14 protein-coding genes are annotated in these 15,467 nt (G+C 42.5%); 8 read left to right on the top strand and 6 right to left on the bottom strand.

The genetic code is table 11. The annotated features are described in order from the left end of the window. The first annotated feature begins 39 nt into the window (after nt 1–39). Complete coding sequence (locus V7K84_RS24150) at nt 40–222, top strand: hypothetical protein (protein WP_334841765.1); 183 nt, start codon at nt 40–42, stop codon at nt 220–222. A gap of 10 nt (nt 223–232) precedes the next feature. Here V7K84_RS24150 and rfbB read toward each other — a convergent pair whose 3' ends face one another. The 4 genes from rfbB to V7K84_RS24170 form a co-directional block, all read right to left on the bottom strand. Continuing rightward, complete coding sequence (gene rfbB, locus V7K84_RS24155; RefSeq protein ID WP_334841766.1) at nt 233–1,294, bottom strand: dTDP-glucose 4,6-dehydratase; 1,062 nt, start codon at nt 1,292–1,294, stop codon at nt 233–235. 131 nt (nt 1,295–1,425) lie between these two features. Next, nucleotides 1,426–2,421, bottom strand: a complete 996-nt coding sequence (locus tag V7K84_RS24160) for a glycosyltransferase (protein WP_334841768.1) — start codon at nt 2,419–2,421, stop codon at nt 1,426–1,428. Between the two features lie 93 nt (nt 2,422–2,514). Beyond that, nucleotides 2,515–3,216: a DUF6391 domain-containing protein gene (locus V7K84_RS24165; protein WP_334841770.1), complete on the bottom strand. Its 702-nt coding sequence runs from the start codon at nt 3,214–3,216 to the stop codon at nt 2,515–2,517. Nucleotides 3,217–3,647: 431 nt separating this feature from the next. After that, a complete protein-coding gene (locus tag V7K84_RS24170; protein WP_099103136.1) occupies nt 3,648–3,911 on the bottom strand; it encodes a helix-turn-helix domain-containing protein in 264 nt (87 codons plus the stop codon). A gap of 363 nt (nt 3,912–4,274) precedes the next feature. Here V7K84_RS24170 and V7K84_RS24175 point away from each other — a divergent pair, with 363 nt between their 5' ends. Together V7K84_RS24175 and V7K84_RS24180 are read left to right on the top strand one after the other, a co-directional pair. Then, entirely contained in the window at nt 4,275–5,252 is a 978-nt protein-coding gene (locus tag V7K84_RS24175) for a carbohydrate kinase family protein (protein ID WP_334841772.1), read from the top strand. Between the two features lie 699 nt (nt 5,253–5,951). Further along, entirely contained in the window at nt 5,952–6,383 is a 432-nt protein-coding gene (locus V7K84_RS24180; protein WP_334841774.1) for a DUF6006 family protein, read from the top strand. Between the two features lie 101 nt (nt 6,384–6,484). On the opposite strand, the gene V7K84_RS24185 is transcribed toward V7K84_RS24180, so the two are convergent. Next, nucleotides 6,485–7,162 carry a polysaccharide deacetylase family protein gene (locus V7K84_RS24185; protein ID WP_334841776.1) on the bottom strand — a complete coding sequence of 226 codons (678 nt, stop codon included), beginning with the start codon at nt 7,160–7,162 and terminating at the stop codon, nt 6,485–6,487. Between the two features lie 107 nt (nt 7,163–7,269). On the opposite strand from V7K84_RS24185, the gene V7K84_RS24190 reads away from it, so the two are divergent. Continuing rightward, nucleotides 7,270–8,175, top strand: coding sequence for an RnfABCDGE type electron transport complex subunit D (locus V7K84_RS24190; protein ID WP_334841778.1), 906 nt, complete (start codon nt 7,270–7,272; stop codon nt 8,173–8,175). A gap of 23 nt (nt 8,176–8,198) precedes the next feature. Beyond that, complete coding sequence (locus V7K84_RS24195) at nt 8,199–9,575, top strand: DUF2330 domain-containing protein (protein ID WP_334841779.1); 1,377 nt, start codon at nt 8,199–8,201, stop codon at nt 9,573–9,575. A gap of 214 nt (nt 9,576–9,789) precedes the next feature. On the opposite strand, the gene V7K84_RS24200 is transcribed toward V7K84_RS24195, so the two are convergent. Beyond that, nucleotides 9,790–10,074: a peptidase gene (locus tag V7K84_RS24200; protein ID WP_334841781.1), complete on the bottom strand. Its 285-nt coding sequence runs from the start codon at nt 10,072–10,074 to the stop codon at nt 9,790–9,792. Between the two features lie 271 nt (nt 10,075–10,345). Here V7K84_RS24200 and V7K84_RS24205 point away from each other — a divergent pair, with 271 nt between their 5' ends. The 3 genes from V7K84_RS24205 to V7K84_RS24215 all read left to right on the top strand — a co-directional run bounded on the left by V7K84_RS24205 (nt 10,346) and on the right by V7K84_RS24215 (nt 15,335). Then, nucleotides 10,346–10,774, top strand: a complete 429-nt coding sequence (locus V7K84_RS24205; RefSeq protein WP_334841782.1) for a DUF4363 domain-containing protein — start codon at nt 10,346–10,348, stop codon at nt 10,772–10,774. A gap of 974 nt (nt 10,775–11,748) precedes the next feature. Beyond that, nucleotides 11,749–12,399, top strand: a complete 651-nt coding sequence (locus V7K84_RS24210) for a sigma-70 family RNA polymerase sigma factor (protein WP_334841784.1) — start codon at nt 11,749–11,751, stop codon at nt 12,397–12,399. 188 nt (nt 12,400–12,587) lie between these two features. Then, nucleotides 12,588–15,335, top strand: a complete 2,748-nt coding sequence (locus tag V7K84_RS24215; protein ID WP_442940988.1) for a CHAT domain-containing protein — start codon at nt 12,588–12,590, stop codon at nt 15,333–15,335. The last annotated feature ends 132 nt before the right edge of the window (nt 15,336–15,467 follow it).

The following is a 15,467-nucleotide window of genomic DNA, read 5'->3' on the forward strand; positions in this document are numbered from 1 at the left end:
GGAGCCAGAGAATTTTATTAAAAAAGGAGTATCTCAGCCGTGAGAAAATTTAGAACACTTGATGAATTTGAAGAAGAGTACTTACGCAAGCACCCGGAAGAAATTGACGATTATTTGACCGAGATATTTCAGGAATATGCACAATATAAGGATTCCGGTGCATTGTTGGCATCCTTGCGCGTCGTTGCTACTGTGCGGGAAATTAGTGACACTATTGGGTGAGGAAGGTGGGTTACAAATAATTTTTGCGATAGTAAGCTTGATATTCCGCAGACAGCAAAGGCTCCCACCAATCACGATGATTGAGATACCATTCAACTGTTAAACGTAAACCCTCCGCAATTGTTACTGAAGGTGTCCAACCAAGCTGAGTTTTTATTTTGTTTGCATTAATTGCATATCTCCTGTCGTGTCCCTGTCTATCCTTAACAAAAGTAATCAACTGCTTTGCTGGATGTATTGGTAAATCAGGTGCTAATTCATCCATCATTTGACATAAAAGTTGGACGAGGTTAATATTTTCTACCTCATTGTTGCCACCAATATTGTATGTTTCTCCTGGTTGACCATGATTGATTACTACATCTAAAGCACGGCAATGATCGCCCACATAAAGCCAATCCCGTACATTTTTACCATCACCATAAACAGGTAATGGTTTGCCGATCAAAGTGTTGATACACATTAGGGGAATTAGCTTTTCGGGAAACTGATAAGGCCCGTAATTATTAGAGCAATTTGTGATAATGGTTGGCAGTTGATAAGTATGATAATAAGCACGGACTAAATGATCGCTACCCGCTTTGGAAGCTGAATAGGGACTATTGGGAGCGTAGGGTGTGGTTTCACAAAAAGCTGGGTCATCTGCGCCCAGGCTACCGTAAACTTCATCAGTAGAAACGTGCAGGAAACGATAATCAGATGGTTGTGCTTTTGCCTCCCAATGTTGCCGAAAAGCTTCCAGCAGAGTGAAAGTTCCGACTACATTAGTTTGCACAAAAGCAGCTGGGCCAAGAATCGAACGATCGACATGAGATTCAGCGGCAAAATGGGCGATGATATCAATATTTTCCGTTGATAATAGGTTGTCTATGGTGGTGCGATCGCAAATATCCCCCTGCACAAACCGAAAATTCTCTTTTCCCTCAACCAGCGCCAAGTTCAGACGATTCCCCGCGTATGTCAGAGCATCTAACACCACCACGCGATCGTCTGGATAAACCTGACACCAGTGATGCACAAAATTCGCCCCAATAAACCCCGCACCCCCAGTAACTAATAACCGCCGATTCATTCAATTTCCTCTCTTCTCTCTGTGTTGCGCCAGTTGCTACCCTTCGGGAACGCTAAAAGCGAACAAGTCGGGGAACCCGCCCAACGCACTGGCTTCTCAGTGCCTCTGCGGTTTATCTATGATGATTTATACTACTTAAAATATTTCTTCCTCAGCTTCCCATATATCCTCTGAGTGAGTAATTTCGCCATCCGTATTTTAGTCAAACCCTTAATATTAGATGGCTGCTGAATCTTGTGATCGAAAAACTCATTTAACTCATTCAGAATAACTTGGAAACGCTTAATAATATTTTCAGTCCGATGCTCAACCAAAAAATCTTCAGACAAGCTAAAAACTACTGAAGATTCAATCACCTTCATAATACGTTGCACATCATACTCTTGAGAATATCCAGCAATTTTATAACAATTAAATCCAGGGTCTAAGTAATCAGCTAGTCCACCGTTGACACTAGAAAATACTTGACAACCACAAGCAAGAGCCTCCATTGGTTGTAGACCAAATCCTTCACTAACGCGCTGTTGTGCCCAGTACTCAGCAGAATCATAGAGATAAACTTTAGCTCGGTTGAAGAGTCCGGGTAAATCCTCTACATAAGAGTCAACAACCAATACTTTACAACGTTTTTGCAACGCCGGAATCAATTCTTTAATTAAATACTCAGAAGACTTCCGAGCTTGAACTAAAACATCAATATCCCGTTCCAAACCTAAATTTTGAAACTCATCAGAAATTTGATTGGGCAAATAATAAATCAGAGAATTGGGTGATTTTTCTCCCCAATATCCCATTGTATAGCGGCTAACAGTCATGATTGGAATACTTGCAGGTAGTCTAAATGAATAACCTGGACTATGTGCATGGTAAACGACATTATATTGCTTAAGTTTAGCCACGAGTTGAGGTATATCAAATCCCCAACTGATTACAAAAATTACATCATTTAAATTTTTCTGTTTTAGCAAATCATCAATAAAAAGCTTATCTTTCTCCCGTTGACGGTAAGTTACAACTTCAGCGCTACAGAAATTCTGAGCTAGATTAAGTGCTTTTAACTCAGCCCAAAGACCACCACAGGCAAATTTGCTATCTGTACCGGGAAGTAAGAAGTAAAGTTTTCTCATAATTTTTTAGGGGAGTGGGAGTAGGGAGTGTGGCGAGATGGGGGAGACAATAGAGAAAATTTTATCTTGTCCCCTTATCTCTTCTTACTCTCTTCATTCTTGCCAGCCCACTCTAACAAAATGTGCGTCACGCCCCCAAACGTCGCGTGTACGGGTAATATTTTCAATTGCTAGGTTAAAAGGAATGGCAGTTGTTAGGTAACGCTGTGCCATAGAACCTACATCAGGTGCAAGTTCTGCGGCTGTCGTTGCCGCTAACCCCAAACCTATAAGTTGCTCGATTGGTCGAAATGGTAACAATAGATGCACACCGACAGCTAGTCCAGCCGTTAAGAGCATTGCTACTGATAAATTTGTGCCACAACGGGGATGTACAGCCAAATCCCATTCTCCACTGGTGATGCGATGTCGAGCAAGTGTGACTGCACGCCGCAAATCACTAATATTTACCTCACCATAAAGGTAGAATCCCTGCTCAGTAGATAAACCGCCTAATAGTTCATTATCTAGTTGAACATTAGTGGATTCTGCTAGAGCAGAATAGGTGCTTTTTGATTCGCTAAGAACCCAAACAGTGGCATGTTCTAAAGCATGAACCTGCCGCAGCATCAAAATTTCTTTCAATCCTGGAATAAACGATAGCTGTCTGAGTAAGTCGGCATCTTGTGTGGGTTGCGGAAAGTCTGAAGATCGATCTTCCAGACTTGGAACCTTTTCAGATACAGGTATCGTAAAATCAAAGTTAAAAAATTCAAAGGGAGACGAGCTACCCTGAAAAGAAGCGGAAGTATTCATTGGAACACTACTCCCAAAGCCGATGGGGCAACATAGATTTCTTTCAAATGTAACGCTTGCACCACTGAATTGTTGCTAATTTTTGTAGATGATTGTTTAGTTAGGGCATAGGGCATGGGGCACTTGTACTGAGCGTAGTCGAAGTATTGGGCATTGTAGATGCTTCTCCCCAGTCCCCAGTCCCTAATGCCCAATCCCCCGTCCTATATCTGTTCTGCTGAATTTGAGAAGGAATTCCGATCTTTATAGTTTCCGAGTCCGAGGGTCAGCTGGCTCCACTTACATAAACTCCGGCTGAGTGATGGACTCGGAACTTTTGGTAGAGTGTTCACACTGAAAACTTAGGCGTAAAAAGGGGAACAATCAGTAAAACTCAAAATTGGCTTGTAATTTACTAGACCAAAGCAATTACGCTTCTACTAGTAAATTGTTTATTCAATCTGGTTAGGCAGAGTACAGCAATTGACATCATTCAAACAGACTTTGCCCCACTGTAAAGCCCAGCGGACAAGAGCTACTCGATTATCTGTCTCAGTCTTCGTGAGAATATTACTGATATGGTTATCAACTGTACGCTTGCTAATCTCCAGTTTTCCTGCAATCTCTTGGTTAGTTAAGCCAGCGGCCACTAGGTCGATAATTTGCAGTTCTCTGTCTGACAGACTAACGGGGGTCTCAGACTTGCCACCAGCCATGACTATTTCTATCCTCCCTTGGTATATGTACTTAATCGCTCTTTCTAATTCTAGAAGATTCTTTTCTTGGTAGGGGTTTCAAGTGTTAGCAGTAATATGATTGTCAATATTTTCTTTGGATTTCAAGTTGGCAAAAATATAACCTACGTGACCTTCTAAGTAACAAATATAGCTAATTTTGAGGTACTTGTCATCTCAGCACTGAGATAAAATAAGCGGACATTAGAAGCACCTACATGCTATAGGAGTAGTAAAAATTGCTATTTAATTCTATGAAGGACTGGCGACAGATTAGTAGAAACTATTGTAGATTTTATACTGTAAATTCCTAATCCCAAATCGAAATCTAAAATTGAAAATGAGATGAGCAATCCCCGTGTTTTGTGCCTTGGTGAAATTTTGTTTGATTGTTTAGCCGATCAATTAGGGCTAAAGCTGGAAGAAGTGAAATCTTGGACTCCTTATCCAGGAGGAGCACCAGCTAATGTAGCCTGTGCTTTAGTCAAGCTGGGAATGTCAGCAGGATTTGTCGGAGCTGTTGGCGAAGATGAGCCAGGAAATGCACTGGTAAATTTATTACAAAATGTAGGCGTAGAGACTACAGGAGTACAACGCCATCCCACAGCACCAACGCGGCAAGTTTATGTTACACGGGATCTAGCTGGCGATCGCACCTTTGCCGGATTTGGTCAGTACGATACCGCAGAATTTGCCGATACTCGCCTGCAAGCTAAACAATTGTCAGATTCGCTGTTTCAACAGGCAGATTTTCTAGTTTTGGGTACTTTGGAATTAGCCTATCCTGAAAGTGAAGCGGCAATTCACCGTGCTTTAGAGTTAGCAGAACATTACGACTTAAAAATTGTGCTGGATGTCAACTGGCGTCCTGTATTTTGGAAAGAGCCAAACATCGCCCATCAAAAAATTCCAGAATTAGTTAAGCGAGTCGATTTCCTCAAACTCTCCAAAGAAGAAGCTGAATGGCTATTTGAAACCGCAGATCCCGGAGCCATCACTTATCGCCTAGCTTCGATTGAGGGGGTACTAGTGACAGATGGGGAAAACGGCTGCACTTATTGTCTGGGTGAGAACGAAGGCAAATTACCCTCGTTTTCCATCCCTGTAGTTGATACAACTGGTGCAGGAGATAGCTTTTTGGCAGGATTCATCCATCAACTGAGTCAGTATGGTATCCACAGCTTGCGGGATGCAGAAACAGCCAAACGCATTGTTACTTATGCCAGTGCTGTTGGGGCACTGACTACTATTAAACCAGGTGCGATCGCTTCTCAACCTACTGCTGCTGAAGTCGAAGCTTTTCTAGCCGCACATCAACTCTAGAAACTAGCATCAGTAATATCATGTCCGCATAATTAGTTATGCTAACCACAGTCATTGCACCCCACACGCCAGTCGCTCATGGGGGAAACCCCCAAGACCGCGCTGGCTCCCCTTAATCCCCTCCCCGCAAGCGGGGAGGGGAGACAAAGCGTAGCTTTGGCGGGGGTGGGGTTCTTCGGGTTTAATAAGCAATCAAGCGGACATGATATTACTGGAATATCAGCCTTTGGTGGCTGATACTCCCAGAAAATGTACGAAAATCTTCATGCCATTCTGCGGTCATATTAAACAATAAACGCAGCTGGAGAAGTGTCGGTACTAGGTTAACGCGCTCAATTTTTACTTTTAGAAGTTCTGAATTATCCTCAGTGCATAAGAGGAATGCACTCAGGTTAGATAGATTTTAAAATTCGTTAGTTAAATACAGCAGAATTCAGTAGTAAAACACGCTTTCTACCTGGGTAACAGACGAATAGTTGTGTACCTCACTTTCCTTGAAATCTGCAACAGTTCACACGTTTGTAATTGATTAATCCATTCAGTTGCACAAACAGGAAGGTGTCGCAGTCTATGTGCAAAAAAATATTAAATCTTTACACTTTTATTATCTGCATAAACAGTAATGCTGATATCTATAAGTGAATAGAAAGTATAAGTGAATAGAAAGTTTAGATTAGCTTAAGGTATTGGTGAAGCATTATGAAAAACATCACAAAATGGCTTTTGGGCTTGGCGATTGTTCCTGCAAGTTTGGTATTAGCATCTAGTCATGCTAAAGCCAGTCAAATTGCTGGTGAGTGGTTCTTTGGTCTCTGGGATTGTAATATTGACGGTAGACCAGCGAAAATGCAGTGGAAAGTAGTCGACGATCCACAAACTAGTTGTAACGGTGATGTTTGCTCTACTACTTCTGGTGTCCGTCTTGTCGGGCGGTTTAGTGATAACGGTAGTGCGTGGGTTCCTCTAGGAAAACGTTTTTCTAGCAGACAAAAACAGGATTTAGGTATTCGTTATTTAGGTGCAGAGCAAGATAACTGGTATCTCAAATACAACAGTCGTACTAAAATAGCAGATGGTTGGACGACATGGCGGGGTAATCGCTATCCACTACAATGTCGTAATCGCAGATAAACATTTGCCAAATTATGCAAAATATGTAAATAAGCGATCGCTAACTTTGAGTACTAAACACGCCAGTACCACATTTTTATTTAACTTGACAGGCTAATACTTTAGTTAGCCTGAGTTTGCTGCCATAGAGTATCAACAGTTACAAACTGATAACCTTGTTGTAGCAGTTGTGGAATGAGAATTTGAATTGTGGCAGCAACATCTTGTCCACCGCAAGCACCATCATGCAAAACAATTATTGAACCATTTTTCACCTGCTGCATAATTCGCTGTACCACGGTGGCGACACCTGGACATACCCAGTCTTCTGGGACAACGCTCCACATAACTGGGCGGTAATTCCACTGAGAGAACAATTTTAAAGTAGCAGGTGTAAAGAAGCCATTGGGGGGGCGGACATCTCGCACTTGTTGAGGTTGCAGGTTGCAGGCATTGTAGATGGCAGCTTGGGTTTTTTCTAAACTGTCCTTCAAGTTATTTGGGGAAAGCATGGGAAAAGAGCGATGATCGTAGCCATGCAATCCGATCCAGTGTCCGCGATCGCTAACGGCTTTAGCAATGGCAGGCGAACGGTTAACGCAGACACCCAACCAAAAAAAACTCGCTGTAATCTTGTAACGGTCTAACACTGCCAAAACTTCGGGTGTGTATTGCGGATGAGGCCCATCATCAAATGTGAGTGCGATCGTTTTAGTATCGGGATTTCCACGCCAAAGGCAGTTGGGAAAACTCGGTTGGAGAATGCGGTAGAAAATTGGGAAGAGGGGAGCTAGTTGCATTTTGCGTTTATCTACTTTGTAACAAAATTTGTAACAGCAATACTATTTGAGCTATTACTCGTCTAGATTGATGAGAAATCTAAGGGTAATCCCTGAATTAAGGGTTAATGCTGCTAAAAGATATACGAGATTATCAGATTTTATTTCTGGGCTTATTCTTAGTCTTGGGAATCGGTACACGAGATTGGACGCTGCGACCAGAGTTGATTGGGGTAGCGATCGCCACAAGTCTAGCAACTCAATTGATATTGTCATTGGTCACTTGTACTGAGCGTAGTAGAAGTATTGGTCATTGGTCATTAGCAAATGACAAAGGACAAAGCCCAAATTTTCGCAGTGCTTTAATTACCTCACTGGGACTCAGTTTACTGTTGCGGGCTGACCACTGGACGACAATGGCAATAGCCGCAGTTCTTGCGATTGTCAGCAAATTTATCTTCCAAGTCGGCGATAAGCATTTCTTCAATCCCGCCAATTTTGGCATCATATCTGCCTTGATTCTCACCCCCGATGCTTGGGTTTCGCCGGGACAATGGGGTGAAGAGTGGTGGTATGGGCTATTATTTCTCGGTACTGGCGGCATGATTTTGCAGCGCATTGGTCGCTGGGACACCACAGCAGCTTTTTTGGGTTCTTATTCTTTGCTGGAAGCCATTCGCAATTTATGGCTGGGTTGGACTTGGGATGTTTACTGGCATCGATTGATGAGTGGATCTTTGCTGCTGTTCGCCCTATTTATGATTACCGATCCGCGATCGATTCCCAATTCCCGAATTGGGCGTATAGTTTGGGCAGTTTGCATCGCCGGATTAACCTTTATCCTGCGAAATTATTTCTTTGTTTCCACAGCAGTTTTTTGGGCGCTGTTTGCCCTTGCACCGTTGAGCATCTTGCTAGATGGTTTCTGGTTAGCCCCAAGGTTTACTTGGCAAGAGAAAGATAAAGAAGCAGGGGTAGAACTCCTAACTCCTAACTCTTGTACAGACGCGATTCATCGCGTCTCTAGTCTCTAGCACTAAAAAAGTAGAGGTATAAAATGAAGTTTTTCCGACTTTTAACACCATTATTGTTAGCAATTGTAGCTGTTTTGTGCTTTGCACCCGCAGCTTGGGCATTTTGTGGATTTTATGTAGCCAAAGCTGATACAAAACTGTATAACAAGGCTTCTCAGGTGGTTATAGCGCGGGATGGCGATCGCACTATCATGACAATGGCAAACGATTTTCAAGGCGAAGTCAAAGATTTTGCAATGGTAGTACCAGTACCAACGGTGCTGCAAAAAGAGCAAGTTCGCGTTACTGAACCCAAGATTATCGAGCGGCTAGATGCTTTTAGTGCGCCGCGATTGGTAGAATATTTTGATCCAGATCCTTGTGCCCCAGTTTACGATAGAGAGTTATCAGCAGCACCAGCGCCAGCAGCAGCGAGAAGTGAAGCGGGGGGTGCAAGGGACGATGCTAGTTTGGGTGTGACAGTCGAAGCACGTTTTAACGTTGGCGAATATGACATTTTGATCCTCAGTGCCAAAGAATCTGGTGGATTGGAAACTTGGCTTAAACGCAATGGCTACAAAATCCCCAGAGGTGCGAAACAGTTACTTCAGCCTTACATTCGCTCCTCAATGAAATTCTTTGTTGCTAAAGTCAATTTGGATAAATTCGAGCAATCTGGCTACCAGTTCCTCCGTCCGTTACAAATTTCCTATCAATCACCTAAATTCATGCTGCCAATTCGTTTGGGCATGATCAATGCTAAGGCAGAACAAGATTTGATTGTCTACATTCTCTCGCCCGAAGGACAAGCAGAAATCACTAATTATCGGACGGTAAAAATTCCCTCCGACGCGAACATTCCCTTGTTTGTCAAAGATGAATTTGGTGAATTCTACAAATCCATGTTTCAAACTGTCTACACGAAAGAAGACAGGAAAGTTGGTTTTTTAGAATACGCTTGGGATATGGGTAGTTGCGATCCTTGTTCTGCCGAACCCCTGACTCCAGAAGAACTCAAGCAAGCAGGTGTATTTTGGCTAGATGATAATTCTACAAGTAATGTGCCAGTACCCCCTAGTTTTCGTCGTCCCTCTCCTAGAAGTAACGTCTTCATCTCTCGATTGCATGTTCGCTATACCCGCGACAAATTCCCTGAAGACTTGATATTTCAACAAACTGCCAACAGTGAATCTTTTCAAGGACGCTATGTTTTGCAACATCCGTTCCAAGGGGAACTCAAATGTCAGGCTGGCAGACAATATAAGCAGTCTTTACCCAAACGTTTTGAACAAGAGGCGCAAACTCTAGCTAAACTAACCAACTGGAAAATCCAAGATATTCGCAACAAAATGAAATTGAGTGTAGGTAATCTGCAATATTCTTGGTGGGAAAATGTCCTATCCTGGCTGGGATTATATTAAACAGAGTCAGGAGTAAGATAAAAATCAAATCTGATACAGCAGAATTCAGAATTCAGGAATAAAACCAGCTTTATATTTGAGTAATAGACTGTGTACCTCCCTTTCCTTGAAATCTGCTGTAATTTACTTACCTTACTTTTTCTCAACTGATAAAAAGTAAGGTGTTGTTAGAAATACTCTTTACAGAACCTCTAAAATCCCAAATTAGCTAATCTTAGTTATTCATATCGCTCCGTTTTTTCCGATTGAATAATCCAGACATACTTATCCCTGTCACCAGTAGACCAATCAATCCCAATCCATTAAAAATTGGGTAAATTGCTTCTAGATGTAAAATTTCTCCTGTATGAATTCTTAACAGCAAACTAGAAGAAAGCCCAGTATTAATTGGCCATTCTCTAACAATAGTCGTCAACATTCCCGTCAATACAGTTAACATTAAAGGTAGACAAATTATGATGCCAATCGTGCGGTGATACTTGCGAAATGCTCGTTTCATAGTCATTTGCTACAAAGGTTATTATTTTTATACTAGTGTTTATTAAAATCCGACGCTGCTGAATTATGGAAAAATCATATTTTTATCCTGCAATTTGAGTTTTCGATGTATATTTTTACTTTTGCAAACTTATTCTATAAATAAGTATAGGGTTAAATGATATATTTATCTAGGAAAAAGTAGCTCCAGAAATGTTGCTATTAATGCTGGGAAACAGCAGACTATTCACTTTCGTCAATTACAGCTTAATAATGAATGGAGGAGTTTTACAATGAAGAGTTTTCAACTAATGTCGAGCGTTGCGGGTATAAGCTTGATAGCTTTGCTAGGCTGCAACAATCCCGAACAACCTACTACCCAAACTACCCCAGCGGTGACTCCTAATGCTAGCGCAGCATCAGCCCCAGCAACAACATCTACTACAAGTAATAGTAGTTTATTAACTATAGTATCCAAAACTAAAGCCGCAGTTACATCTGGCAACTTTGTTCAAGCTAAAAAAGAATTTGACAAATTTGAGGATGCTTGGGAAAAAGTTGAAGACGGTATCAAAGTTAAGTCTCGTAATAATTATGAAACTATAGAGACAAATATGGATCGGGTTACAGGAGAACTTAAAGCTTCTAAACCCCAAAAAGAAAAATTATTGACAACATTGCAGTCATTAGAAAAAACAATTACTGCTGTTTCAAAATCTTAACTAAATGTGCATTCAAGTCATTTTGAATGCATCGCTGTCCTCCCTACCCCCAATCTACGGTGTAGGTGCAAGTCTTTCTGACCCGCTCTAACTCCCCTGATGCCTTGGCTACGGTGTACACACAAGTCTGAAATAGCTGATTAACCAAGGTTTTACCCCACCCTAACCCTCCCCGTATGTATTGGCTACGGTGTACACACATCTTTTTGCTGGGTGCAAAATGTGTATCGATCCCCCTAAATCCCCCTTAAAAAGGGGGACTTTGAGAGCTTTTTGCCCCCCTTTTTAAGGGGGGTTGGGGGGATCAAAAGCTTATGGGGCAACTCTTAAAGACTTGTGTGTACACCGTAGGTATGTATTGGGGAGGGAACAAAATATCTGATTTCCCCCCAATATATCGGGGGGATTAAGGGGGGTAATTCGACTTGTGTGTACACCGTAGGATGCCTTGGGAAAGAACTGGATATTTCCTCCCAATGCATCGGGGAAATTAAGGGGGGGTAAATCCAGAGTTTAGCCTTCATTACCAAGATATGTGTACACCGTAGCTACCCTGAATGTACTCATAGGGTAGGGATAAGAGCGGTAAATTGAGTGTATAACCAAGCTCTACGAGCAAACGTGGTGAGTTTGAGAACCCAAGCAACCAGGATATTAAGGCGCTCGATGTCTTAAGAATTTCCGTCGCTGAGGAACAGAGAGTGTCAAATTTAAGTACAGCTTTGCATAAAAGCGTAGCATTAACAATCCAAGCCAACGCATTAACATTGTCGTGTATTGCCAATTATAATTCGGTACGGATTAATGAAATGCTGTACTAAGTTCTATTTACTTCAGAACCTCAAATTTTCCAATAGTCTATGTCCGTTCTCCACTTCCTTTTCAAAAAGATGCAGTATCTTGAGGAAAGGTAATTCTTCGGGTGTTGTTATACGCAATACTAAGATATTCTTGCTTTCTTCGCCAAGATTGTCATGGTTCAATTCGATGAACAGCTACGCCGCTTAGTTACAGAAGCCTGTGGACACCAACCTGGAAGCCCTCAGCGTCAGAAGCTGCTCACGCAAATTATTCGCTTGACAGCAAATAGACTCTGGAGAGAAACTACTCCCTACTATCAAGACGCACTGCAACAAACTTGGTTGTATTTCTGTCGCAATGTTTGTGAAGGTTTGACAGGTCAAATCTACGATCCAAATTATGGCAGTGTGATCACCTGGCTGAATGCTTACCTAAAACGGAGACTACAAGACTTTTACCTTAATCAGAACCGAGAACAAGCCACAACAGTCCCTCTGAGAATTCGTCAGTCTACATCGGGTGGAACAAGTGAAACCATCGATCCTGTAGATAATCTACCGGCTAGCCCCCAAGCACCTCCGATTTTGGAAGACTTAGAAATATGGGCGAAGACAGATTCGGATGGGGAACTGTGCCGTACTTACATTAAAGGGCGTCCAGATGTGAATTGTCAGGTGTTAATTCTCAAACGCTTACCCCCAGAAGTTAGCTGGAAAGATTTATCACAGGAATTTGGGTTGTCAATTCCGACATTAAGCAGTTTTTATCAACGCCAATGTTTACCGCGTTTGCGTAAGTTTGCAGAATTGGAGGGATTATTATGATCGGTACTGTTTCGGTGAGTTTTTGGTTAAGGTTCGCGATCGCCTTTTAACTATAGCCAATCAAGTTTCACTGCGATCGCCATAAATAAGAAAATTGTGGAAGCTCAAAGATTGATGAGGAATGGGAATGGTAACATTAGCCTGTTAGCCTATGTGTTTCTGGTTATCACCTACCTCTCGTCATGCTTATGGCTAAAACAACTAGGATTTTTGGCGCGAATTCTCTAAAGTTTAAAAGCAGGGGTCGGAAAACGGCAGGGACGCGCTGGCTCACTCCCCTAGCTCACTGTTTACGTTTGCCTTTGTACTTCCTGATCGCTTTGCTATGCATTGTCGGTTCACCAGTGCTAGCAAAAGTTCCTAGCTCTATCAATTCTTTATCCCAATTGCCAATAAATAGTCTAACATCGCTGGCTGTGCCCACTGATGCCGCTTCACTCCTACAGCAGGGCAAAGTTTTATACAGTAATGGCAAATTTGCCAAAGCTGTAGAAGTTTTACAACAGGCTGTCCAAATATATAAGCACACTTCGGCATTGCTCAGTGACCAGCAAGGGGAGAGTCTTGCACTAGCAGCCACATTGAGTAATCTTTCCCTAGCTTACCAGCAACTCGGTGCATGGAGTCAGGCGCAGCAGGCAATTACAGAAAGCTTAAATTTACTTCAAGAACCGGATAAAAACCAAAATCTACAAATATTTGCCCAATCACTAGATATTCAAGGTCGCCTGCAATTGGCAATGGGAAAGCCCGAGGCAGCTTTGGCAACTTGGCAGAAGACAGAAGAAATTTACAAACAAGTAGATAATCAAAGTGGCGTGGTGCGATCGCTAATCAATCAAGCACAAGCGTGGCGCACCCAAGGATTTTACCCGCGAGCGTTCAAAACACTCGATCGAATAAGTCAGACGTTAAATTCTCAACCAGATTCTCTAGAAAAAACAGTGAGTTTGCGATCGCTCGGTGATGCCCTTTTGGTATTGGGCGATTTGAAAAAGTCACGCCAAGCATTAGACGAAAGTCTGATAATTGCTCAAAATCTCCAATCAAGCGCTGATATTGGAGCTAGTCTGTTCAGCTTGGGGAATAATGCCCGTAAACAAAATCAAAAGGAACAGGCGATCGCCTATTATCAACAAACAGTCGCAGTATCTCCCTCACCCCTCACAAAAGTCCAAGCACAACTCAATCACCTCGGACTACTGATTAAAGATAGAGAATGGGCAAAGGTTCAAACTCTTTTGCCGTCGATTGAGTCCCATCTTAAGCAACTTCCCCTCAGCCGTGGGAGTATTTACGCTCATGTTAACTTTTCACAAAGTTTAGCAAAAGTCAAGAGTGGTGTATTGCAAGCATCAAGTCACAAGTTTTACTCAGGATCGAGTACAAAAGACTCAGCAAAATTACTCGCTAGTGCCATCCAGCAATCCCGCAGTTTAGGAGACAAGCGGGCAGAGGCTTATGCTTTGAAGAGTTTAGGCGGCTTGTATGAAGAAACCAAACAGTGGTCAGAAGCGCAAGACCTGACCCGGCAAGGATTAGCTTTGGCACAGAGTAGCAATGCACCAGAAATTACCTATAGCTTGGAGTGGCAGTTAGGTAGATTGCTTTGGGCACAACAAGATATTAATGGTGCGATCGCCGCTTATGATGCTGCTGTAGACACTCTTGAGTCTCTGCGCAGAGATTTAGTAGTCAATAAAGATGTCGTGAACCAGGATGTGCAATTTGACTTCCGGGACAGCGTAGAACCTGTCTACCGCCAGTCAGTAGAGTTACTGCTGCAATCTCAAAAAGGAAAACCAAATGAAAAAATATTGGAGAAAGCACGTCAGCGAATTGAAGCACTTCAACTAGCGGAATTAGACGACTTCTTTCAGGAAGCTTGTCTGCAAGGTCAGAAAGTAGCCCTCGATCGAGTAGTAGACAAAGGTAATTCCAAGGCTGCCATCCTTTATCCAATTATTCTTCGTGACGAACTCCAGGTAATTGTCAAAATTCCTCAACAACCTCTAGAAAGCTACAGTACCAAGATTTCCCAAGGAGAAGTAGAGAAACTCTTAATAGAACTGCGAAGAAATCTTGTCGATCCAACTGCTACTAAGATCGTCCAAACCCAATCGCAACAAGTTTACAGTTGGCTGCTTAAACCCATTGAGTCACAATTGCAGCAAAGTGGCGTCGATACGTTAGTGTTCGTCCTAGATGGGCCATTACGCAATTTACCAATGGCAGCTCTCTACGATGGTAAACAATATTTAGTAGAAAAATATGCGATCGCCCTGAGCGTCGGTCTACAACTCCTCGACCCCAAACCGCTGGTAAAACAGCAGCTGAAAGCGCTAACCGCAGGACTGACTCAGCCACCGCCAGGATTTCCCAAGTTTGCACCATTGCTGGCGATCAAATCTGAATTTGACGGTATTGCGAAAGCAGGAGTTTCGACAACCAGCCTACTGGATGGAGATTTTAAGAAAAAGAATTTGGAAAGTGAAATTGGTGCTGCTTCATTCAACATAGTGCATTTGGCAACCCACGGTCAGTTTAGCTCCCGCCTGGAAGACACTTTTATTTTAGATTTCGATGGTCAAATCAATGTTAAAGATTTTGATACTCTCTTCCGCAGCCAGGGTAAAACCGTAGTTGAATTATTGGTTTTGAGTGCTTGCCAGACAGCAACAGGAGACAGCCGTGCAGCACTCGGTCTAGCAGGAGCAGCTGTCCGAGCTGGGGCGCGTAGTACCATCGCTTCCCTGTGGCAAATTGATGATGAATCAACAGCGATGTTTGTTAGTGCCTTCTATCGAGAACTCAAGAGTGGCAAAATCACCAAAGCTGAAGCAGTCCATCGTGCCCAACTACAACTGCTGAAACATCCCAACTACAGAGCGCCAAGCTTTTGGTCTGCCTATGTATTGATTGGTAATTGGTTGTGATTTGGGGAGCCAATTTTCGTAAGCGATCGCTCAAATTGTCCGCTCAAAATTTGGCAACCTATCTGCTAGTTGATAAGCCGCTTTTAGCAGCTTTAAGCTATGTTGATAGAAGTATAAATACTCAAAATCTCT

It is taken from the genome of Nostoc sp. (genome assembly GCF_036917315.1).
In the GTDB taxonomy this organism is placed as follows: Bacteria; Cyanobacteriota; Cyanobacteriia; order Cyanobacteriales; family Nostocaceae; genus Nostoc.